This is a genomic window from Streptomyces sp. S186 (assembly GCF_051603415.1).
Taxonomy (GTDB): Bacteria; Actinomycetota; Actinomycetes; order Streptomycetales; family Streptomycetaceae; genus Streptomyces.
Genome location: NZ_CP193932.1, coordinates 6,361,713 through 6,381,970, shown reverse-complemented (window position 1 = coordinate 6,381,970; position 20,258 = coordinate 6,361,713). Strand labels below are relative to the sequence as shown.

Genomic DNA, 20,258 nt, shown 5'->3' with positions numbered 1-20,258 from the left:
CAACGTGGATCTTCACCGGGGCCGGCATCGCGAAGGTTCAGACCGTAGTCCGTACCCTCAGACACCCAACAGCGTGCCCGACCCGACCAGTTCACAGCTCACGTTCCACGCCGAAGCAGTACTAATGAACCCTCACCAATCGCGCCGAATAGTCAACGTTCCACCCATGAGCTAACCACCGTCGAACACTCGCCGACGTAGTGGCTCTGGACAGTCTTGCGACTGCCTAGATGCTCCTTAGAAAGGAGGTGATCCAGCCGCACCTTCCGGTACGGCTACCTTGTTACGACTTCGTCCCAATCGCCAGTCCCACCTTCGACGATTCCCTCCCACAAGGGGTTGGGCCACCGGCTTCGGGTGTTACCGACTTTCGTGACGTGACGGGCGGTGTGTACAAGGCCCGGGAACGTATTCACCGCAGCAATGCTGATCTGCGATTACTAGCAACTCCGACTTCATGGGGTCGAGTTGCAGACCCCAATCCGAACTGAGACCGGCTTTTTGAGATTCGCTCCACCTCGCGGTATCGCAGCTCATTGTACCGGCCATTGTAGCACGTGTGCAGCCCAAGACATAAGGGGCATGATGACTTGACGTCGTCCCCACCTTCCTCCGAGTTGACCCCGGCAGTCTCCTGTGAGTCCCCATCACCCCGAAAGGCATGCTGGCAACACAGAACAAGGGTTGCGCTCGTTGCGGGACTTAACCCAACATCTCACGACACGAGCTGACGACAGCCATGCACCACCTGTACACCGACCACAAGGGGGCGCCTGTCTCCAGACGTTTCCGGTGTATGTCAAGCCTTGGTAAGGTTCTTCGCGTTGCGTCGAATTAAGCCACATGCTCCGCTGCTTGTGCGGGCCCCCGTCAATTCCTTTGAGTTTTAGCCTTGCGGCCGTACTCCCCAGGCGGGGAACTTAATGCGTTAGCTGCGGCACGGACGACGTGGAATGTCGCCCACACCTAGTTCCCAACGTTTACGGCGTGGACTACCAGGGTATCTAATCCTGTTCGCTCCCCACGCTTTCGCTCCTCAGCGTCAGTATCGGCCCAGAGATCCGCCTTCGCCACCGGTGTTCCTCCTGATATCTGCGCATTTCACCGCTACACCAGGAATTCCGATCTCCCCTACCGAACTCTAGCCTGCCCGTATCGAATGCAGACCCGGGGTTAAGCCCCGGGCTTTCACATCCGACGCGACAAGCCGCCTACGAGCTCTTTACGCCCAATAATTCCGGACAACGCTCGCGCCCTACGTATTACCGCGGCTGCTGGCACGTAGTTAGCCGGCGCTTCTTCTGCAGGTACCGTCACTTGCGCTTCTTCCCTGCTGAAAGAGGTTTACAACCCGAAGGCCGTCATCCCTCACGCGGCGTCGCTGCATCAGGCTTTCGCCCATTGTGCAATATTCCCCACTGCTGCCTCCCGTAGGAGTCTGGGCCGTGTCTCAGTCCCAGTGTGGCCGGTCGCCCTCTCAGGCCGGCTACCCGTCGTCGCCTTGGTGAGCCATTACCTCACCAACAAGCTGATAGGCCGCGGGCTCATCCTTCACCGCCGGAGCTTTCCACGCACAGACCATGCGGTCGCGCGTCATATCCGGTATTAGACCCCGTTTCCAGGGCTTGTCCCAGAGTGAAGGGCAGATTGCCCACGTGTTACTCACCCGTTCGCCACTAATCCCCGACCGAAGCCGGTTCATCGTTCGACTTGCATGTGTTAAGCACGCCGCCAGCGTTCGTCCTGAGCCAGGATCAAACTCTCCGTGAATGCTTACCGGACTGTGTTTAATTAAAAACTGCCGGCAAAAACACTCGCGTTGAGCGGAACCATGGGGAGGAATAATCCCCACGGTTCACAGCGTCCTCGCTGTGTGTGCCTCCCGAACAGGTCGGAAGGTCTTTCAAAGGAACCTCGTCCCAACGTGATGTTGGAGACGGGGTATCAACATATCTGGCGTTGACTTTTGGCACGCTGTTGAGTTCTCAAGGAACGGACGCTTCCTTCGGCCTGCCCTCGTGGGCTTCCTCCGGGCGCTTCCCTTCGGTCTTGCGTCTCCGACTCTATCAGATCCTTTCGGCTCTGATTTTCGCCGGTGCGATCCGGCCTTTCGACTTTCTCGCGGTTCCGACTCTATCAGATCCTTTTTCGTTTCCGGCCGCTTCTCGATGAGCAGCTGCCAGCTTCGAAATTCGGTTCCGATTTTCTGTCGGAGGGGTTCGCCTTTCGGCGTGGTCACTACTTTAGCGGCTTTTCCTGGCGGCTCATAATCGGGCCGCTCCGGTCGAATTTCGGCAAGCCGAAAGAGACCCGGTCAGGGAGTCGTTCAGAGTAGTGGTTTGTGCCGCCTCGGGGGTACGCAGATAGCGCTGCCCGGAACCAGCGGCTCGGGATACGTTAGGCGCTTGGCGGGGCCGAGTCAAGCAGTCGGGACGCTGCGCCGCCTGGGCACGTGGGGGCGGTAGGGGCTGACGGTGGGGTCGCCGTCGATCCAGTAGCGCCAGGGGTGGTCGGCGCCGTCGCCGCCGACGCCGGTGCGGGGGCCGTTGCGCACCAGATCGCGCCGGGCCGGGGTGCCCTGGAGGATCGTGATCGGGCTGTGGTCGGTGCCGCAGACGTCGACGCCGTCCAGGGTGCGGTCGATGTCCAGGGCAGTGGCCAGGCGGGCGGGGCCCTTGGCCAGCTCGTTGGTGTTGCGGGCCTTGGGGCGGCGGCCGGCGGCGAGCGGCGTACCGGTGAGGATCTCGCCGGCGCGCAGCAGTACGGCGCCGGCCCGGCCTTCGGGGCCGCAGACCAGGTTGATGCTGAACCACATGCCGTAGATGAAGTAGACGTAGGCGTGGCCGGGCGGGCCGTACATCGTGGCGTTGCGGGCGGTGCGGCCCCGGAAGGCGTGGGAGCCCGGGTCGGACTCGCCGTCGTATGCCTCGACCTCGGTGAGGCGGAGCTCGATCGGGCCGGCGGGGCTGTGGCGTACCAGGGTGCGGCCGAGGAGATCCGGGGCGACGTCCACAACGGGGCGGTCGAAGAAGTCGCGCGAGAGAGGGGTGCGGGCCGGTACGTCCGTCATGCGTCCCGAGCGTAACCGAGAGGCACGGGTGGGCGGCGGGGCGATTCGGAAGGTTGTGGAAAGCGCGATGCGGTCGATCGGCTCGGGGTGCGCATGGATTCTGGCCATGATCTGCCGGCCGGCTGGGACGCGGGGTGCAGGGGGAGGTGCAGGATCCAGGGCGGGTCGGTGCCGCAGGCGGTCCAGGGGCTGTCCGTCGGGCTGCAGGCGCGGGTCGGGGGCGAGCTTCGAGCGGCTCGGGTTCCGGTTCGAGGCGGCCGGTCTGGAGCGGGGGCGGATCCACGGGACGCGGCAGCGGCTGCCGTTCTACCGGGAGATCGAGTTCTCGGCGCCGCCGCAGTACCGGGACTGAGGTAGGTGGAGCTGTCCTTCGTGGCCGACGGCCGGGAGCCGGGAGAGGGACGTGGTGCTGGAGAGGGACAAGAGGCCGGGGCCGTTCAGCGAGGGGGCGGACACCTACCGGTCGTTCACGGTGGGGCTGCACGACTTCGGGGGGACCGACCGGGCGGGATGTCCCAACCAGTGGCCGGCCGAGGTCGGCGGGCGGCACAGCTGGCTCTAACCTGGCCGGACGAAGTGTCAGCAAGCGACCAGGAGGTCCGAGGTGTCCGAGCTGAAGCGGCGGCCGCTCCCGCACGATTTCCACCCGCCGGTGGCGGAGTTCACGGTGGTGAGCGAGGAGGTGGAGCCGGGCGGGACGCTGCGGCCGGAGCAGGTCCACGCCGGCGGGAACCGCTCGCCGCAGCTGCGGTGGGAGGGTGCTCCCGCGGGGACCAGGAGCTACGCCGTCACCTGCTACGACCCGGACGCGCCGACCGGCAGCGGGTTCTGGCACTGGGTGCTGTTCGACATCCCGGCGTCGGTGACGGAGCTGCCGGCCGGGGCGGGCAGCGGTGACATGAAGGGGCTCCCGGAGGGGGCCGTGCACGCCCGTAACGACTACGGGACGCGGGACTTCGGGGGTGCCGCGCCGCCGCCCGGCGACGGACCGCACCGCTATGTGTTCACCGTCTACGCGGTGGACCAGGAGAAGTTGGGGCCGGACGCGGACGCCTCGCCCGCGGTGGTCGGCTTCCATCTGCGGTTCCACGCGATCGGGCGGGCCCAGCTGATCGGCGAGTACGAGGTGCCCGCCGCCGGCTAGGCAGGGCGTCCGGCGCAGGCCGGGTCCGACGGGCCCGCCGGACCCGTCAGGCCCGGAAGAAATGCGTTGCGCCCCGGTGTTTCCGCCGCGCACAGTGGTATCCGTACCGCCGCCTCCACGAGGCGGCGGGTAGCCGGTACCGCGGTGGCGGGAGCGCCGGGGCGCTGGTGTGTGCGCCCACTCCCCCATGTCCCAAGGGCATGGGAGGCGCGCCCGGCCCCGTCCGGAGTCCCGTGTAGGGGGACGTCCGCGTCGGCTGCCGGCCGCTCCGGGTTCCGTGTGTCACGGGGGTCGGGACCCGGAGCGCATTCTCTTGCCGCGCTGCTCGCGCGCGTTCGCCACTGTTGCGGCACACCTGTTCTTCATGCGGTGTCCACCCGCCATTTCCCTTGTGGCACACGGAAATTGCGTTGTCCGGGAAATACCTGCCCCTGCACAGTGGAGCCACTTCGCCACGGGGGCGATCAGGGTCCGGGAGGTGGACGGGATGCGCGAGACGCTGGTGCTGAATGCGAGCTTCGAGCCGCTGGCGACGGTGTCGCTGCGGCGCGCGGTGGTGCTGGTCATGCAGGACAAGGCGGTCGTCGAGCACGCCCACCCGGGAATGCGGATCCGGGCGGCGTCGGTGGACGTGCCGGTGCCGCGGGTGATCAGGCTCAGCAGATTCGTCCGGGTGCCGTTCCGAAGACAGGCGCCGTGGTCCCGGCGCGGGGTGCTGGCGCGTGACCAGCACAGATGCGCGTACTGCGGGAAGCGGGCGACGACCGTGGACCACGTGCTGCCGCGATCGCACGGAGGCGGGGACACCTGGCTGAATACCGTCGCCTCGTGTGCGGAGGACAACCACCGCAAGGCGGACCGGACGCCCGAGCAGGCGGGGATGCGGCTGCTCCGGCGGCCGTTCGTGCCGACGCCGGCGGATGCGCTGGTGTCGGCCCTGGGGGTGTCCGTGCGCGACGAGCTGCCGGACTGGCTGGCGCTTCCGGCCTAGATGAGTAGTCCGAACTCATCCAGGCAGACGGAGGGCCGGGCGGTATCGTCGTCCGACTCCCCCTATTTCAGGAGGAGTTGGACGATGGCCACCAGCCCCACCGCGACGATCACGGCGCGCAGGGCGATCGGTGGCAGGCGGCGGCCGATCCTGGCGCCTATCTGGCCGCCGAGGGCGGAGGCGACCGCGATCAGGGCGACGGCGGTCCAGTCGAAGCGGGCGACGAAGAGGAAGAAGACCGCCGCGACGGCGTTCACGAGGGCGGTGAGGACGTTCTTGAGGGCGTTGACGCGCTGGAGGTCGTCGCTGAGCAGGACACCCATCAGGGAGAGGTAGATGATGCCCTGCGCGGCGCCGAAGTAGCCGCCGTAGATGCTGGCCAGCAGCAGGCCGGTGAGGAGCCCGAGGCCGCCGTCGCGGTGGGCGGTGGTGCCGTTGCGGGCGCGGCGGGCGCGGACCGCGGCGGCGAGCCGGGGCTGGGCGACGACGAGGACGAGGGCCACGGCGATCAGCCCGGGGACGACCGCCTTGAAGGCGCCGGAGGGCAGTGCCAGCAGCAGGACCGCGCCGGCCAGGCCGCCGACGGCGGCGGCGACCCCGAAGCGCAGCACCCGGCTGCCCTGGCCGCGCAGTTCGCGGCGGTACCCTATCGCGCCGCTGATCGAACCGGGCACCAGGCCAAGGGAGTTGGAGACGTTGGCGGTCACCGGCGGGAGGCCGACGGCGAGCAGGACGGGGAAGGTGATCAGGGTGCCGGAACCGACGATGGTGTTGATGGTGCCGGCGCCGAGGCCGGCGGCGAAGACTGCGACTGCTTCCCAGGGGGACAAGTCCAACTCCTCACGTGATCAGGGTCGCCTCCCCGCCCTTGAGGTCGAGGGGCAACCCTGATCATGCACGAGGGGTGATGCGGCGTCAGTCGATCGGGGGTGCCTGGCGCTCGGGGCCGCCGCCGGGCTTGGGGATGGTGGCGCCGCCGCCGGCGGGGTTGAAGTTGCCGATGGCGCCGCCGAGGCCCTTGAGCGCGTCGCCGATCTCGCTGGGGACGATCCAGAGCTTGTTGGCGTCGCCCTCGGCGATCTTCGGGAGCATCTGGAGGTACTGGTACGACAGCAGCTTCTGGTCCGGGTCGCCGGCGTGGATGGACTCGAAGACCACCCGGATCGCCTGGGCCTCGCCCTCGGCGCGCAGGGCCGCGGCCTTGGCCTCACCCTCGGCGCGCAGGATCGCGGACTGCTTCTGGCCCTCGGCGGTGAGGATCTCGGACTGCCGGACACCTTCGGCCTGGAGGATCGCGGCGCGCTTGTCGCGGTCGGCGCGCATCTGCTTCTCCATCGAGTCCTGGATGGAGGTGGGCGGTTCGATCGCCTTGAGTTCGACGCGGTTGACGCGGATGCCCCACTTGCCGGTGGCCTCGTCGAGGACGCCGCGCAGCGCCGCGTTGATCTCCTCGCGGGAGGTCAGGGTGCGTTCGAGGTCCATGCCGCCGATGATGTTGCGGAGGGTGGTGACGGTGAGCTGCTCGATCGCCTGGATGTAGCTGGCGACTTCGTAGGTGGCGGCGCGGGCGTCGGTGACCTGGTAGTAGATGACGGTGTCGATGTTGACGACGAGGTTGTCCTGCGTGATCACCGGCTGCGGCGGGAACGGCACGACCTGTTCGCGGAGGTCGATGCGGTTGCGGATGGTGTCGATGAACGGGACGACGATGTTCAGGCCGGCGTTGAGGGTGCGGGTGTAGCGGCCGAACCGCTCGACGATGGCGGCACTGGCCTGGGGAATGACCTGGATCGTCTTGATGAGTGCGATGAACACGAGCACCACCAGGATGATCAGGACGATGATGATCGGTTCCACAGCGGCTCCCGTGCCCTTCGTTGCTGGTCCGTCCGGCCGCGGCCGGCTTTGAGGTTGATCAGTCTTTCAGAGGTGCGGGGCGTCGCGCATCGGGTTCGGTCAGATGACGAGAGCGGTGGCACCGTCGATTTCCACCACGTCGACCTGCTGGCCGGGTTCGTAGACGTGGCCGCCGTCGAGCGCGCGGGCGGACCAGATCTCCCCGGCGAGTTTGATGCGGCCGCCGTCGCCGCCGTCGACCCGCTCCAGGACGGTGGCGGTCCGGCCCTTCAGGGCGTCGATGCCGGAGGCGAGGCGGGGGCTCTGGCCACGGTGGCGGTTGGCGATCGGCCGGACGACGGCGATCAGCGCGATGGAGACCGCCACGAACACCAGGACCTGTGGAACGGTGCCGCCACCGAGCGCTGCGGTGACGGCACCGGCGATGGCGCCGACCGCGAACATCCCGAATTCGGGCATCGCGGTCACGACGAGCGGTATACCCAGTCCTACGGCGGCGATCAGCCACCACACCCATGGATCCACGGCCTCATGGTAGGTCCGCCGGCGGCCCCGGGGACAGGGCGCGATCGGTCAGCGGCGGCCGGTCACTTGAGGGGGAGGCCCTGGGCGGTCCAGCGGTCGGCGCCGTTGCGGTCGACGACGAGCGGGAGGCCGAAGCAGTGCGAGAGGTTGCTGGAGGTCAGTTCGAGGTCGAGCGGACCGGCGGCCAGCACCTTGCCCTGACGGATCATCAGGACGTGGGTGAAGCCCGGCGGGATCTCCTCGACATGGTGGGTGACCATGATCATCGAGGGGGCGTAGGGGTCGCGGGCGAGGCGGCCGAGGCGGCGCACCAGGTCCTCGCGGCCGCCGAGGTCGAGGCCGGCGGCGGGCTCGTCCAGCAGGAGCAGCTCGGGGTCGGTCATCATCGCGCGGGCGATCAGGGTGCGCTTGCGCTCGCCCTCGGAGAGGGTGCCGAACTTCCGGTCGAGGAGGGCGTTCATCCCGAGGCGGTCGAGGAAGGCGCGGGCGCGCTGCTCGTCGATCTCGTCGTAGTCCTCGCGCCAGGTGGCGGTCATGCCGTAGGCGGCGGTGAGGACCGTCTGCAGCACGGTCTGGCTGCGCGGCAGCTTGTCGGCGAGCGCGATGCCGGCGATGCCGATGCGCGGGCGCAGGTCGAAGACGTCGACGCGGCCGAGCTGCTCGCCGAGGATCCGGGCGGTGCCGGCGCTCGGGAAGAGGTAGCTGGAGGCGACGTTCAGCAGGGTGGTCTTGCCGGCGCCGTTGGGGCCGAGGATCACCCAGCGCTCCCCCTCCTTCACCGACCACGAGACCTGGTCCACCAGAGCCCGTCCGTCGCGGACCACGGATACGTCCACCAGCTCCAGCACATCGCTCATGAGCGCACTGTCTCCCATTGCTTCTCGGTCGTCGTGTGCGCCTGTAGGCGCAGCCCCCCTGCAAACCTACGCCACTCGCTGTCAGTGCTGTTCCCTAGGCTGGGGGCCATGCTCGACGAACCACGTTCAGGACGGCTGGCGGCATGGGGAAATGCCCTTTTGGCCGGACTTGTCTCACCTGATGACGCCGCGCACCGGATCGCGGACGACGACGCCGTCCATCGCGTCTCGGGCCTGCCCGGGGAGCACGGCCCGGTCGGCCTGACGCTCGCGCTGGGGCGGCTGCGGACACTCGGCGCGACCGGCCTGCGGGTGGCGCTGCCGGTGCCGGGGCATCCGCTGGGCCTCAGCGGCCCGCCGGAGTTCAACGCACGGGCGCTGGAGGCCGGGGAGGCGGTGCTCGCCCAGGGCGCCGGACTGGGCCTGGTCCCGGAGGTCCATGAGGCGGGCCCCGAGGGCGCGGCCGGACCCGATGTGCATGTCGAGGTGGTCTGGCACTGTCTGCCGGCGCGGGAGGCGCCGCCGGCCGATGTGCCGTCGCTGGGCGAGGCCGAGCGGGAGCTGGCGGAGGCGCTGCGGGAGGCGACGGAGGTGCTCTCCCGGCTGGACGTGGCGGGCTCCGGCCCGGTGGCGGAGGCGGCGCTGGCCGCGTATCGGGCGCGGGCGGAGGCCGGCCGGCAGCTGCTGGCGCCGGGCTATCCGCCGCGCGCGGTGCGGGTGCTGGAGCTGGCCCAGCGGGTGGGCGCGCTGATCGGCATCGCCCGGGACGCCGGCGGGAGCGGCGGGGAGCACGGCGCGGCGGTCAGCTCGTCGGAGATCGCGGCCCGCGCCGAGGCGCTGCGGCCGGTGGAGCGCACGGCCCGCCGGGCGCAGGTGGCGGCGTACGACTCGGCGGTGGAGGAGCGGGAGCGACGCCGGGGGTGAGACGGCAGAGGTCCCACCGGCCGTGGCGCGGCCGGCGGGACCCGGAGAGAGAGCCGGGGCGGAAGTGCCCTGGGCGGCCCGGGAGTTGAGCCCGGTGCCGAGTGGCGTCAGTTGTTGACGGCCGGGTTGCCGAAGGCGGAGTTGAGCACGCCCACGACGTTGGCGCTGTTGCCGGCGATGTTCGCCGGGGTGCGCACCGGGGACTGGACGACGTTGCCCGAGCCGACGCCGGGGGAGTTCACGGCCTTGCCGTCGGCGTGCCCGTGGGCGAACGCCGAACCGGCGGCGGCACCGACGGCGAGACCGGTGGTGGCAAGGACAAGGGCGGCCTTTTTGACGCTGTTCATGGTGGCGTGTTCCTCACGTGGTGGCACTGGGCCGGAATGACGGTGGTTGTGGAGAGCGGACCGGCCGCACGGCCAGGGCTGGCGGGGCCGGTCCGGCTGACCCTCGCGAGCCGTGGACGGCCCGGCGCAGGGTCAGGTGGTCGGAGCGGGCGCTCCGGCGGTCACTTGTTGGCGCAGGTGTTGCCGAAGACCGGGTTGAGCAGGCCGGGCGCGGAGGCGGTGTTGCCGCAGGCGTTCACGGGGGTGTCGGCCGGGGTCTGGACGACGTTGCCCGACAGGACGCCCGGGGACTGCACCGCGGCACCCTGGGCCGGCGCGTCGGCCGAAGCGATGCCGGCGCCCGCCAGGACGAGACCGGCCCCCGCCATCGTGATGGCCGCAACCCGCTTGATGTTCTTCACTTCTCTTGCTCCTCGTTGCCGATGCCGTGGCCAGCCGCCACGACTGCACTGGGAAACGGCCCGGCACGGAGCTGGGATACGCCAAACGGGCTACGTATACACGACAGTATGAATCTCAGATCCGCGGGACGACGTTGGGCTCATAGCTTTGATGGCCCGTCAGCATGCCCCGCTCCCCCGTGATTCAGGCCCCGATGCCGTGCCGTACGGCCCACAGCGCGGCCTGGGTGCGGTCGGCGAGGTCCAGCTTCATCAGGATGTTGGAGACATGGGTCTTGACGGTCTTCTCCGACAGCACCAGCGCGCGGGCGATCTCGCGGTTGGAGCGGCCGTCCGCGATCAGTGCCAGCACCTCGCGCTCCCGGTCGGTGAGCGAACCCCCGCGCCCCTGGCCGTTGTTGCCCTCCTCCTGGGAGAGCAGCGCGCCGGCCACCTCGGGCTGGAGCAGCACGTGCCCGGCGTGCACCGAGCGGATGGCGCCGGCCAGGGCGTCGGGGTCGATGTCCTTGTAGACGTAGCCGGCGGCGCCGGCGCGCAGGGCCGGGACGACGGTGCGCTGCTCGGTGAAGCTGGTGACGACCAGCACCTTGGCCGGGTTGTCGAGGGTGCGGAGCTGGCGGAGGGCCTCGATGCCGTCCATGCCGGGCATCTTGATGTCCATGAGGACGACGTCCGGGCGGAGTTGCTCGGTGGCGGCGATGCCCTCGGCGCCGTCCGACGCCTCCCCCACCACGTGGATGTCGTCCTGGACCTCCAGGAACGTCCGCAGGCCGCGGCGTACGACCTGGTGGTCGTCGACGAGCAGCACGCGGATCACGTGCCCCTCGCCCGTGGCGCGTTCCGTACCGCCGCGCGTGGTGTCAGCCACCGGGCACCTCCATCTCGACAGCGGTGCCCTTGCCGGGCTCCGATTCCACGGTGAGCTTGCCACCGACGCCGCCGGCGCGGTCGCGCATCGACACCAGTCCCAGGTGCCGGCCGGCCCGGCGGACCGCTCTGGTGTCGAAGCCCCGGCCGTCGTCGGCGACCCGCAGCAGGGCGCCCTGTCCGGAGCGGGTGACGCTGACCTCGACGCGTCCGGCGCCGGAGTGCCGCAGCGCGTTGTGCAGCGCCTCCTGGGCGACCCGGAGCACGGCTTCCTCCTGGGCGGAGGGCAGCGCGCGTACGCCGTGCGCGGTGAAGGTGACGTGGGCGGAGTGGGCGCGGTCGAGGACCTGGCACTGGGAGCGCAGGGTGGCCACCAGTCCGTCCTCGTCCAGGGCGGCGGGGCGCAGCTCGACGACGGCGGCGCGGAGCTCGTCGGCGGCCTCCGCGGCCAGTGCGGCGACCTGGTGGAGTTCGTCCTTGGCGCGGGCCGGGTCGCGGTCGACCAGGGCGGTCGCGGCCTGGGCGGTGAGCCGGAGCGAGAAGAGCTTCTGGGAGACCGCGTCGTGCAGCTCGTGGGCGAGCCGGGCGCGCTCGCCGGCGATGGTCAGCTCGCGGCTGCGCTCGTAGAGGCGGGCGTTGGTGAGGGCGATGGCGGCGTGCTGGGCGAGTATCCCCAGGAGCCGCTCGTCCTCCTCGGTGAAGCCGCAGCCGCCGGCGGGCTTGGGGCAGCGCTTGTTGGCCAGGAACAGGGCGCCGAGGATCTCGTCGCCGTCGGCGACCGGGAGGCCGAGGAAGTCGGACATGTCCGGATGGGCGTCGGGCCAGCCGCCGAAGCGGGGGTCCTCGCGGACGTCGGCGAGCCGCTCGGGGGTGGCGTTGTGCAGCATCGCGGCGAGGATGCCGTGCTGGCGGGGCAGCGGGCCGATGGCCTTCCACTGCTCGACACTGACGCCGTCGACGACGAACTGGGCGAAGCCCCCGTGGTCGTCCGGCACACCGAGCGCGGCGTACTCGGCGTCCAGCAGTTCGCGGGCCGAGGCGACGATCGTCTTGAGGACGTCGCGCACCTCCAGATGCCTGCTCATGGCCAGGATCGCGGTGCTCACCGCGGGGATCCCGGCTCCCGGTCCGTTGCTCATGGCCTCACCGTACCGGCGTGCCGACCGGGGCGTATCGGTCCGCGGACGCGCTGTGGCCGGGCCGGGGCCTACACCTCGGGGCCTAGGCCGGGGCGGCCGGCACCGGCCACAAAGGAGATATCCGGTAACGACACCTTGTCCCCTTATATAGGGACAGGAAGGACTATCGGGCCAGGAGAGGCGATACCGGTGATCGAGTTTCCGCCGTTCCCCTGCGTACCGGGGTGGAACCGCAGAGGCGGACCCCAGACTCGGGCCATGTCCTCTTCCTCACAGGCGCGTACCGCGCCGACATCGCCCACGAAGCGCTGGACGCCCACGCACGGTGGGCCCTACCGCCCGGTGCCGTACCGGCCCGACCGGATGCCCGCGGACGAGTCCCTGGCCCGCGCCGCCGAGCTGCGGGAGCGGATGGACCGCCGGCGGACGGTCCGGCAGTTCGCCGCGGACCCGGTACCGGAGCAGGTGGTCCGGGACGCGATCGCCTGCGCGGCCACCGCGCCGTCCGGGGCCCATCAGCAGCCCTGGACGTTCGTCCTGGTCAAGGACCCCGAGGTGCGCCGCCGGATCCGGGCGGCCGCGGAGGCCGAGGAGCGGCGTTCCTACGAGGGGCGACTGGGCGAGGAGTGGCTGGCGGCGCTGCGGCCGCTGGGCACGGACGAGGTCAAGCCGCATCTGACCGACGCCCCGCAGCTGATCGTGGTCTTCCAGCAGCGGTACTGGCTGGGCCCGGACGGCACCAAGCGCAAGCACTACTACGTGGACGAGTCGGTGGGCATCGCGGTCGGCATGCTGCTGTCCGCGCTGCATCTGTCGGGGCTGGCGGCGCTGGTGCACACGCCGAGCCCGATGCGGTTCCTGCAGGAGGTGCTGGGGCGGCCGGCCAACGAGAAGGCGTTCGCGGTGATCCCCGTCGGTTACCCGGCGCGGGACTGTCGGGTGCCCGATCTGGTGCGAAAGTCCCTTGACCAGGTGCTGGTCGAGGTCTGAGTCCGCGCAGCCGGCCCACAGACTGCGCACAGCCTGTGCGATTGCAATTACTACCGGCGAGATAAACCTCCTCCCGATGTGACCCCGCGCATAGGGCGCAGGTCACTTACGACCCCGGATAGTGGACTCCCCGACCTGCCGTGAACTGGGAATATTCTGCCCCGGACGCATTCCGGGCAGGATGGGTTCCACTAACCGGGGTCGTACGTCACATCATTGCCCGGCGAATTTCCGGCCGCTAAGAATGGCTCCCGTCGCTCGGCGCCGTGATCAGAACTCGGCGTTCTGCCTCCGCTCATGGCCCGTGCGTCGTCCCCCATCGGAAGAGGTCGAGTCCGCCATGCCCAAGCACGCCATCCCCGGTCTGAACCTGACCCGTTCCCACAAGATCACCGCCGCCGGAATCGCCGCCGCGGGTGCCGCCGCGCTGATCTTCACCACCGTTCCGGGGGCCGACGCCAGCCAGGGCAAGGCCGCGGCGGCTCCGGCCAGTGCCGACGTCCAGCCGGTGGCCTTCCGCGCCGTCGACACCGCCGCCCGCGCCCAGCAGGCGACCATAGCCCGGCAGGCCGACGCCTCCACCGCGCAGGGCAAGGCCGAGGCGAAGGCCGAGAAGGAGCGCCAGGTCAAGGAGGCCGCGAGCCGCGCCGCCGTCCGCAAGGCCGTCCCCGCCGCCGTCGAGAAGCCGGCCAAGGTCTACGCCAACAACCTGGACGGCTGGATCCGGCAGTCGCTGGACATCATGGCCCAGCACAACATCCCGGGCTCCTACAACGGCATCTACCGCAACCTGATGCGCGAGTCCTCCGGCAACCCGATGGCCATCAACCTCTGGGACTCCAACGCCGCGGCGGGCATCCCCTCCAAGGGCCTGCTCCAGGTCATCGACCCGACGTTCCGTGCGTACCACGTCCCCGGTACCTCCTGGAACATCTACGACCCGGTCGCCAACATCACCGCCGCCTGCAACTACGCGGCCGCCCGCTACGGCTCCATGGACAACGTCAACTCGGCCTACTGAGCCGGGCGTTCCGCCGCGGACCGCGCACCGTACACACCGCCGAGGGGCGGCACCCACTTCCGGGTGCCGCCCCTCGGGCGTGCCATGGCGGTGACCGCGGGCGCTACTTGCGCATGACCTCCGGCTCGTGGCGGCGCAGCAGCCGCGCGACGACGAAGGCGAGCGCCACGCCCAGGGTGACCAGGATGAGCACGTCCATGACGTAGACACCGGTCTGGTGCTTCCACAGCGGGTCCGGGTGACCGGGCTCCCACGGGAGCAGGGTGTTCATGTCCTCGGTGGCGCCGAGGGCGGCGACCGCCCAGCGGGACGGCATCAGCCAGGAGACCTGGGAGACGCCGACGGTGTCGAAGAGCTGGAAGAGGACGCCGGTGAAGACGACCTGGACGATGGCGAACATGACCAGCAGCGGCATGGTCTTCTCGGCGGTCTTCACCAGCGACGAGATGATCAGGCCGACCATCATCGAGGTGAAGCCGAGGGCGATGATCGCGACCGTCATCTCGACGGCCGGGGCCTTGGCGACGAGCAGGCCCTGGGACGGCATCTGCCGGGTGGAGAAGCCGATGGCGGCGATGATCACGCCCTGGAGGGCGGTGGCCACGCCCAGCACGATGATCTTTGACATCAGGTAGGCCGACCGCGACAGGCCGGTGGCCCGTTCGCGCTCGTAGATGACCCGCTCCTTGATCAGCTCACGGACCGAGTTGGCCGCGCCGGAGAAGCACATGCCGACCGCGAGGATCAGCGAGATGGTGCTCGCGTCGCGGTTGGTCTGGTGCTTGCCGATCGGGCCGTAGCCGAGGCCGTAGTCGCTGGGGATCAGCAGCGAGACCACGCCGAGGACGGCCGGCAGGATCACCATCAGGGCGAGGAAGCCGCGGTCGGAGGCGAGCACCGAGACATAGCGCCGCATCAGGGTCCACAGCTGGGAGCCCCAGCTCTGCGACTTCTGGATGCGGGCCGGCGGGGCCTGGACGCTGACCGACTGGGGCGGGGCGGCGTCGAGGTCCGCGGCGTACATCTGGTAGTGCGGGGAGCCGCGCCAGCGGCCGGCCCAGTCGTAGTCGCGGTAGTTCTCGAACGCCGAGAAGACGTCGGCCCAGGTCTCGTACTGGAAGAAGTTCAGCGCCTCCTCGGGCGGGCCGAAGTACGCCACCGAACCACCCGGGGCCATCACCAACAGCCGGTCGCACAGGGCGAGTTCGGCCACCGAGTGAGTGACGACCAGGACGGTGCGGCCGTCGTCCGCGAGGCCCCGCAGCAGCTGCATGACGTCGCGGTCCATGCCCGGGTCGAGGCCCGAGGTGGGCTCGTCCAGGAAGATCAGCGACGGCTTGGTCAGCAGCTCCAGGGCGACCGAGACGCGCTTGCGCTGGCCGCCGGAGAGCGAGGTGACCTTCTTGTCCTTGTGGACGTCGAGCTTGAGCTCGCGCAGCACCTCGCCGATCCGGGCCTCGCGCTCGGACTCCGCGGTGTCGCCGGGGAAGCGGAGCTTGGCGGCGTAGCGCAGCGCCTTCTGGACGGTCAGCTCCTTGTGGAGGATGTCGTCCTGCGGGACCAGGCCGACGCGCTGGCGCAGCTCGGCGAAGTGCTTGTAGAGGTTCCGGTTGTCGTAGAGGACCTCGCCCTGGTTGGCCGGGCGGTAGCCGGTGAGGGCCTTGAGCAGCGTCGACTTGCCGGAGCCGGAGGGGCCGATGACGGCGATCAGCGACTTCTCGGGGACGCCGAAGGAGACGTCCTTGAGGATCTGCTTGCCGCCCTCGACGGTGACGGTGAGGTGGCGGGCCGAGAAGGAGACCTCGCCGGTGTCGACGAACTCCTCCAGGCGGTCGCCGACCAGCCGGAAGGTGGAGTGGCCGACGCCGACGGTGTCGTTCGGGCCGACCGGTGCGCTGCCGGACTTGGGGATCGGCTGGCCGTTGACGTAGGTGCCGTTGTGGCTGCCGAGGTCGCGGATCTCGAACCGGCCGTCGGGGGTGGCCCGGAACTCCGCGTGGTGGCGGGAGACCTGGAGGTCGGAGACGACCAGCTCATTGTCGAGCGCACGGCCGATCCGCATCACCCGGCCCATGTCCAGCCGGTGGAAGGTGGTCGGGCTGCGGTCGCCGCCCTGGGCCTGCGGGGCCTGGGGCTGCGGCGCGGGCCGCTGCTGTGCGGGGACGGCCTGCTGCGGCGCGCCCTGCTGCGGCTGCCGGGCCTGGTGGGGCTGCTGGGGCGGGACGTACGGCTGCTGTCCGCCCTGTGCCGGGGCCTGCCAGTCCTGGTGGGCCGGCGGCTGCTGGGCGGGCGGCTGCTGCTGCCAGCCCTGGTGCGGCGCGGCCGCGGCGGGCTGCGCGCTGAAGGCGTCGGCGGGTGCCGCGGCGGCGGACAGGGTCAGCCGCGGGCCGTCGGTGGCGTTGCCCAGGTGGACGGCGGTGCCGGGGCCGATCTCCAGCTGCTGGACGCGCTGCCCCTGGACGTAGGTGCCGTTGGTGCTGCCGTGGTCTTCGATGAGCCAGCTGCGGCCGGACCATCGGAGGGTGGCGTGGCGCCAGGAGACCCTGGCGTCGTCGAGCACCATGTCACCCTGCGGATCACGACCCACGCTGTAGGTCCTGGACGGGTCGAGCGGCCAGGTCCTTCCGTTCAATTCCAGTACGAGTTCAGGCACTCCACGCCCCATTACATAGTCCCCCGAGTGACGCCCTGTGCGGGGAGTCTAGGGATGGCGAAACATCGTGAAGAACTATTTCAGGCTCGGCCCGCGGACCGGAAACCGGGACGGGACGGGGTGCGGGGCGCACCGACCGGCATCCGACGAACTCTCCTGGAGAGCCGGAAAGGCCCGCGGTGTCCGTCATGCGGGGAATTCCGGGCATTCGAACCGCCGCGTGTGACGCCGGGCGCCTTCCCCGGCTCGAAAACGCCATACCAAAAGGGGAGTTGACGCGCCGACCGGGCCCCTCGAACCGGTGCAATCGGGCCGCTGCGGAAACGAGTGCATAACGATCGCCTTCCGCCCCCGGGGCGTGGCGCGCGGCCGTCGCGGGGTGGTCCGGCACCCCCGGGAGCGCGGGGTCCGATCCCCGGACACCCGTACGGAGGGGGCCGTCCGCCGGTTACCGTAAGGGCACCATGAGCGCATCGCAGACCCCGCCTGCCACCGCCGCACCAGGCGAAGACGTACCGACTCTCCTCGTCAAGATCTTCGGGAAGGACCGGCCCGGCATCACCGCGGGCCTCTTCGACACCCTCGCCGCCTACGCCGTCGATGTCGTGGACATCGAGCAGGTGGTGACCCGGGGGCGCATCACCCTGTGCGTGCTGGTCACCACCCCCTCCCCCGGTCAGGGCACGACCGGCTCCTCCGAAGGCGATCTCCGGGCCACCGTGCACGGCTGGGCCGAGTCGCTGAACCTCCAGGCCGAGATCATCTCCGGCCGCGGCGACAACCGTCCGCGCGGTGTCGGCCGGTCCCATGTCACCGTGCTGGGGCACCCGCTCACCGCGGAGTCGACGGCCGCCATCGCCTCGGCCATAACGGCCACGGGGGGCAATATCGACCGTATTTTCCGGCTTGCCAAGTATCCGGTGACGGCCGTGGAGTTCGCGGTCTCGGGCGCGGAGACCGAGGCGCTGCGCACCGTGCTGGCCCCGGAGGCGGCGCTCCTCGGGGTGGACGTCGCGGTGGTCGCGGCCGGGTTGCAGCGCCGGGCGCAGCGGCTGGTGGTGATGGACGTCGACTCCACCCTCATCCAGGACGAGGTCATCGAGCTGTTCGCGGCGCACGCCGGGTGCGAGGCGGAGGTCGCCGAGGTGACCGCCGCGGCGATGCGCGGGGAGCTGGACTTCGAGCAGTCGCTGCACGCCCGGGTCGAGCTGCTGCGCGGGCTGGACGCGTCCGTGGTGGACCTCGTCCGCAAGGAGGTGCGGCTCACGCCGGGGGCCCGCACCCTCGTTAGGACCCTCAAGCGGCTCGGCTACCAAGTCGGTGTGGTCTCGGGCGGCTTCACGCAGGTCACCGATGCGCTCCAGGAGGAGCTGGGGCTGGACTTCGCCTCCGCCAACACCCTGGAGATCGTCGACGGCAAGCTTACCGGCCGGGTCACCGGGGAGATCGTGGACCGGGCGGGCAAGGCCCGGCTGCTGCGGCGGTTCGCCCATGAGGCCGGGGTGCCGCTGGCGCAGACCGTGGCGATCGGCGACGGCGCCAACGACCTGGACATGCTCAACATGGCGGGGCTGGGAGTCGCCTTCAACGCCAAGCCGGTGGTCCGCGAGGCCGCGCACACCGCGGTCAACGTGCCGTTCCTGGACACCGTGCTCTATCTGCTGGGGATCACCCGCGAAGAGGTCGAGGCGGCGGACACCCACGTGGAGTGAGCGGGGCGGATGCCCACGCGGAGTGAGCGGGGGCGGCCGGCGCTCCCGTGGGGTCGAGGTCCCGGCCTGCGGGGGGGGGGCATGGTCCGCTTCCGCGGGGGCGACGGCCTGCTTCCGCGGGGCCAGGGTCCGCTCTCGCGGGGGCGATGGTTCGCTCCCGGGGGCCAGGTTCCGCTCTCCGCTGGGCCAGGGGCGCTCCTGCGGGTTTTCGCCGCTCACGGACAGCGGCAAGGCCCCGGTGCGCGGGAAGCGCGCCGGGGCCTTGCCGTTCCGTCGGGGACCCGCCGCCGCGGGTCCCGCACCGTCCGGGAGGCCGGAAGGCCGGAAGGGGCGCCGCGGGCGGCCGGTGCACGGCCGGACCGGGGGTGCAGTCCCACGGGGCGCCGGAGTTCTCTCAGGCGTGCGGTGCCCAGAACGCCACCAGCCGGCCGACGCCGTGCTCGACCGACTTCCAGCTGCCGTTGAAGGTCAGCACGGCCATGGCCGACGTCGGGAAGCCGCTGCGGTTCATCCGCGCCAGCAGATCCCCGTCGGCCTCGCCCGCCAGGGCGTCGGCGAGGGCGTGCACCCCGGGGTTGTGCCCGACGACCAGCAGGTCGTTCACGTCCTCGGAGGTCTCGTTAAGGAGCGTGATGAGCTCGCCGAGGGAGGCTTCGTAGATCCGCTCGTCGTAGACGGTCTTCGGGCGCTGCGGAAGCTCGGAGACGACCAGCTTCCAGGTCTCGCGGGTGCGGGTGGCCGTCGAGCAGAGGGTCAGGTCGGGGGCGACACCGGCTCCGGCCAGCCAGCGGCCGGCGACCGGGGCGTCCTTGCGGCCGCGATCGGCGAGCGGACGCTCATGGTCGTCGCCATCGGACCATTCGGCCTTGGCATGTCGGAGCAGGACAATCCGGCGGGGTGTATCGACGCTCATGCGTCCCAGCTTCGCATGAAACCCGCCGTCCGGCGCGGGGTGTTGGAGCGCTCCGCTCGGCCGGGTGATGCTCCCCGCCCACCGCTGGAAGGCGCCCGCGCGCGGGCCCCGCTCACCCCGTGAGCCGGAGCACCCGGGCGAGCAATTCCAGCAGCGGCGCGAGGCTCTGCGTGGCCCGCGCCGCACCGGCCGCGCTCGCCTCGCCGGGACTGGCCACCAGCGCCAGCAGGGCTATGAAGGAGAGCACCGGCAGCGCCAGCCCCCACCACGGCAGCGCCTTCCGCAGGCGCGGTGCCTTCCCTGCGGACGGGCGGCTGAACGCGACGGACATGGCGGGCTCCAGGAAAGGTCGCAGGGACGACGCGACCACCCACGGCGGCGCGCCCACCGCCGTTTCGCGGTGTGACTACGACGCTACGGATCTTCGGCGGCCGTTCCTATCCGGGAAGCCACCCACTCATCCCTGATACCCGCCCCCTAGGGGATCGGGGGTCAGCCCCACCACGGGGCCCGCGGCGGCCAGGCCAAGAGGCCGGCCGCCGCCGGGTCATGGCGCGGCGATGCTCGCGATGATCGCGACGACGGCGGTCACCCCGAGCATCAGGCCCAGGACGAGCAGCAGCTTCTTCTGGCTGCCCTGCGGATTCGGTTCGAGCACTGGCATGGGCCCAGTGTCGCACCCGCCGCCGGCGCGACTTCTGCCAGGGCATGTGACGGGGTACGCGGGGCCCGGCGGGGTGCAGGTGGAGGCAGGTGGGGTGCGAGCGGAGTGCGGGTGGGGCTTGTGGAAGCGCGCCCCGGAGAGCCGGCGGCCCGCACTCCGCAGCCGGTCTCCGGCACGCGGCCC

General features: G+C 70.4%; 19 protein-coding genes, 1 rRNA gene and 1 pseudogene. 7 read left to right on the top strand and 14 right to left on the bottom strand.

The window, feature by feature from the left end:
* Window positions 1-241: 241 nt before the first annotated feature.
* Both ACRAS8_RS27520 and ACRAS8_RS27515 read right to left on the bottom strand, forming a co-directional pair.
* Window positions 242-1,770, bottom strand: a 16S ribosomal RNA gene (locus tag ACRAS8_RS27520).
* A 649-nt stretch (window positions 1,771-2,419) separates the two neighbouring features.
* On the bottom strand, window positions 2,420-3,070 hold the full coding sequence (locus ACRAS8_RS27515; RefSeq protein ID WP_438488685.1) for a DNA-3-methyladenine glycosylase: 651 nt from the start codon (window positions 3,068-3,070) through the stop codon (window positions 2,420-2,422).
* Between the two features lie 223 nt (window positions 3,071-3,293).
* On the opposite strand from ACRAS8_RS27515, the pseudogene ACRAS8_RS27510 reads away from it, so the two are divergent.
* From ACRAS8_RS27510 to ACRAS8_RS27500, 3 genes and pseudogenes are all read left to right on the top strand, one after another.
* A pseudogene (locus tag ACRAS8_RS27510) lies at window positions 3,294-3,632 on the top strand (sporulation protein); the annotation flags it as partial.
* A gap of 42 nt (window positions 3,633-3,674) precedes the next feature.
* Entirely contained in the window at window positions 3,675-4,214 is a 540-nt protein-coding gene (locus ACRAS8_RS27505; RefSeq protein WP_438488684.1) for a YbhB/YbcL family Raf kinase inhibitor-like protein, read from the top strand.
* A gap of 487 nt (window positions 4,215-4,701) precedes the next feature.
* A complete protein-coding gene (locus ACRAS8_RS27500; protein WP_438488683.1) occupies window positions 4,702-5,205 on the top strand; it encodes an HNH endonuclease in 504 nt (167 codons plus the stop codon).
* Window positions 5,206-5,267: 62 nt separating this feature from the next.
* On the opposite strand, the gene ACRAS8_RS27495 is transcribed toward ACRAS8_RS27500, so the two are convergent.
* The 4 genes from ACRAS8_RS27495 to ACRAS8_RS27480 all read right to left on the bottom strand — a co-directional run bounded on the left by ACRAS8_RS27495 (window position 5,268) and on the right by ACRAS8_RS27480 (window position 8,444).
* Window positions 5,268-6,035: a sulfite exporter TauE/SafE family protein gene (locus ACRAS8_RS27495; protein ID WP_438488682.1), complete on the bottom strand. Its 768-nt coding sequence runs from the start codon at window positions 6,033-6,035 to the stop codon at window positions 5,268-5,270.
* An 85-nt stretch (window positions 6,036-6,120) separates the two neighbouring features.
* Window positions 6,121-7,062: an SPFH domain-containing protein gene (locus tag ACRAS8_RS27490; protein ID WP_438488681.1), complete on the bottom strand. Its 942-nt coding sequence runs from the start codon at window positions 7,060-7,062 to the stop codon at window positions 6,121-6,123.
* Between the two features lie 99 nt (window positions 7,063-7,161).
* On the bottom strand, window positions 7,162-7,575 hold the full coding sequence (locus tag ACRAS8_RS27485; protein WP_438490611.1) for an NfeD family protein: 414 nt from the start codon (window positions 7,573-7,575) through the stop codon (window positions 7,162-7,164).
* Window positions 7,576-7,649: 74 nt separating this feature from the next.
* Window positions 7,650-8,444 (bottom strand): ABC transporter ATP-binding protein, encoded by a 795-nt coding sequence (locus ACRAS8_RS27480; RefSeq protein WP_438488680.1) that lies wholly within the window; start codon window positions 8,442-8,444, stop codon window positions 7,650-7,652.
* A gap of 108 nt (window positions 8,445-8,552) precedes the next feature.
* Here ACRAS8_RS27480 and ACRAS8_RS27475 point away from each other — a divergent pair, with 108 nt between their 5' ends.
* Window positions 8,553-9,368, top strand: coding sequence for a hypothetical protein (locus ACRAS8_RS27475; RefSeq protein WP_438488679.1), 816 nt, complete (start codon window positions 8,553-8,555; stop codon window positions 9,366-9,368).
* Between the two features lie 107 nt (window positions 9,369-9,475).
* On the opposite strand, the gene ACRAS8_RS27470 is transcribed toward ACRAS8_RS27475, so the two are convergent.
* The 4 genes from ACRAS8_RS27470 to ACRAS8_RS27455 all read right to left on the bottom strand — a co-directional run bounded on the left by ACRAS8_RS27470 (window position 9,476) and on the right by ACRAS8_RS27455 (window position 12,122).
* The gene (locus ACRAS8_RS27470; protein WP_438488678.1) at window positions 9,476-9,715 is read right to left on the bottom strand and encodes a chaplin; all 240 of its coding nucleotides are present in this window, start codon (window positions 9,713-9,715) and stop codon (window positions 9,476-9,478) included.
* A gap of 161 nt (window positions 9,716-9,876) precedes the next feature.
* The gene (locus tag ACRAS8_RS27465; RefSeq protein ID WP_438490610.1) at window positions 9,877-10,083 is read right to left on the bottom strand and encodes a chaplin; all 207 of its coding nucleotides are present in this window, start codon (window positions 10,081-10,083) and stop codon (window positions 9,877-9,879) included.
* A gap of 217 nt (window positions 10,084-10,300) precedes the next feature.
* Window positions 10,301-10,984, bottom strand: coding sequence for a response regulator (locus ACRAS8_RS27460; protein WP_438488677.1), 684 nt, complete (start codon window positions 10,982-10,984; stop codon window positions 10,301-10,303).
* Window positions 10,977-12,122, bottom strand: a complete 1,146-nt coding sequence (locus tag ACRAS8_RS27455; protein ID WP_438488676.1) for a GAF domain-containing sensor histidine kinase — start codon at window positions 12,120-12,122, stop codon at window positions 10,977-10,979. Before ACRAS8_RS27455 ends, ACRAS8_RS27460 begins: the two co-directional genes overlap by 8 nt.
* Window positions 12,123-12,380: 258 nt before the next feature.
* Here ACRAS8_RS27455 and ACRAS8_RS27450 point away from each other — a divergent pair, with 258 nt between their 5' ends.
* On the top strand, window positions 12,381-13,112 hold the full coding sequence (locus ACRAS8_RS27450) for a nitroreductase family protein (protein WP_438488675.1): 732 nt from the start codon (window positions 12,381-12,383) through the stop codon (window positions 13,110-13,112).
* 340 nt (window positions 13,113-13,452) lie between these two features.
* The gene (locus ACRAS8_RS27445; protein WP_438488674.1) at window positions 13,453-14,133 is read left to right on the top strand and encodes a transglycosylase SLT domain-containing protein; all 681 of its coding nucleotides are present in this window, start codon (window positions 13,453-13,455) and stop codon (window positions 14,131-14,133) included.
* Between the two features lie 103 nt (window positions 14,134-14,236).
* On the opposite strand, the gene ACRAS8_RS27440 is transcribed toward ACRAS8_RS27445, so the two are convergent.
* Window positions 14,237-16,798 (bottom strand): FHA domain-containing protein, encoded by a 2,562-nt coding sequence (locus ACRAS8_RS27440; protein WP_438488673.1) that lies wholly within the window; start codon window positions 16,796-16,798, stop codon window positions 14,237-14,239.
* A gap of 452 nt (window positions 16,799-17,250) precedes the next feature.
* Between ACRAS8_RS27440 and serB the strand changes: the two genes are divergently transcribed.
* Window positions 17,251-18,498 (top strand): phosphoserine phosphatase SerB, encoded by a 1,248-nt coding sequence (gene serB / locus ACRAS8_RS27435; protein WP_438488672.1) that lies wholly within the window; start codon window positions 17,251-17,253, stop codon window positions 18,496-18,498.
* A gap of 394 nt (window positions 18,499-18,892) precedes the next feature.
* On the opposite strand, the gene ACRAS8_RS27430 is transcribed toward serB, so the two are convergent.
* The 3 genes from ACRAS8_RS27430 to ACRAS8_RS27420 all read right to left on the bottom strand — a co-directional run bounded on the left by ACRAS8_RS27430 (window position 18,893) and on the right by ACRAS8_RS27420 (window position 20,075).
* Entirely contained in the window at window positions 18,893-19,411 is a 519-nt protein-coding gene (locus tag ACRAS8_RS27430; RefSeq protein WP_438488671.1) for a SixA phosphatase family protein, read from the bottom strand.
* Between the two features lie 112 nt (window positions 19,412-19,523).
* Complete coding sequence (locus ACRAS8_RS27425) at window positions 19,524-19,742, bottom strand: hypothetical protein (protein ID WP_438488670.1); 219 nt, start codon at window positions 19,740-19,742, stop codon at window positions 19,524-19,526.
* 216 nt (window positions 19,743-19,958) lie between these two features.
* A complete protein-coding gene (locus tag ACRAS8_RS27420; protein ID WP_267890163.1) occupies window positions 19,959-20,075 on the bottom strand; it encodes an SGM_5486 family transporter-associated protein in 117 nt (38 codons plus the stop codon).
* Window positions 20,076-20,258 lie beyond the last annotated feature (183 nt).

Excerpts from the sequence above, each read along its gene's own strand:
- ACRAS8_RS27500 (WP_438488683.1), top strand. The coding sequence starts at position 4,702 with ATGCGCGAGACGCTGGTGCTGAATGCGAGCTTCGAGCCGCTGGCGACG.
- ACRAS8_RS27420 (WP_267890163.1), bottom strand. The coding sequence starts at position 20,075 with ATGCCAGTGCTCGAACCGAATCCGCAGGGCAGCCAGAAGAAGCTGCTG.
- ACRAS8_RS27430 (WP_438488671.1), bottom strand. The coding sequence starts at position 19,411 with ATGAGCGTCGATACACCCCGCCGGATTGTCCTGCTCCGACATGCCAAG.
- ACRAS8_RS27515 (WP_438488685.1), bottom strand. The coding sequence starts at position 3,070 with ATGACGGACGTACCGGCCCGCACCCCTCTCTCGCGCGACTTCTTCGAC.
- ACRAS8_RS27475 (WP_438488679.1), top strand. The coding sequence starts at position 8,553 with ATGCTCGACGAACCACGTTCAGGACGGCTGGCGGCATGGGGAAATGCC.
- ACRAS8_RS27455 (WP_438488676.1), bottom strand. The coding sequence starts at position 12,122 with ATGAGCAACGGACCGGGAGCCGGGATCCCCGCGGTGAGCACCGCGATC.
- ACRAS8_RS27465 (WP_438490610.1), bottom strand. The coding sequence starts at position 10,083 with ATGGCGGGGGCCGGTCTCGTCCTGGCGGGCGCCGGCATCGCTTCGGCC.
- ACRAS8_RS27440 (WP_438488673.1), bottom strand. The coding sequence starts at position 16,798 with ATGGGGCGTGGAGTGCCTGAACTCGTACTGGAATTGAACGGAAGGACC.
- ACRAS8_RS27445 (WP_438488674.1), top strand. The coding sequence starts at position 13,453 with ATGCCCAAGCACGCCATCCCCGGTCTGAACCTGACCCGTTCCCACAAG.
- ACRAS8_RS27470 (WP_438488678.1), bottom strand. The coding sequence starts at position 9,715 with ATGAACAGCGTCAAAAAGGCCGCCCTTGTCCTTGCCACCACCGGTCTC.
- ACRAS8_RS27450 (WP_438488675.1), top strand. The coding sequence starts at position 12,381 with ATGTCCTCTTCCTCACAGGCGCGTACCGCGCCGACATCGCCCACGAAG.
- ACRAS8_RS27480 (WP_438488680.1), bottom strand. The coding sequence starts at position 8,444 with ATGAGCGATGTGCTGGAGCTGGTGGACGTATCCGTGGTCCGCGACGGA.
- serB (WP_438488672.1), top strand. The coding sequence starts at position 17,251 with ATGAGCGCATCGCAGACCCCGCCTGCCACCGCCGCACCAGGCGAAGAC.
- ACRAS8_RS27425 (WP_438488670.1), bottom strand. The coding sequence starts at position 19,742 with ATGTCCGTCGCGTTCAGCCGCCCGTCCGCAGGGAAGGCACCGCGCCTG.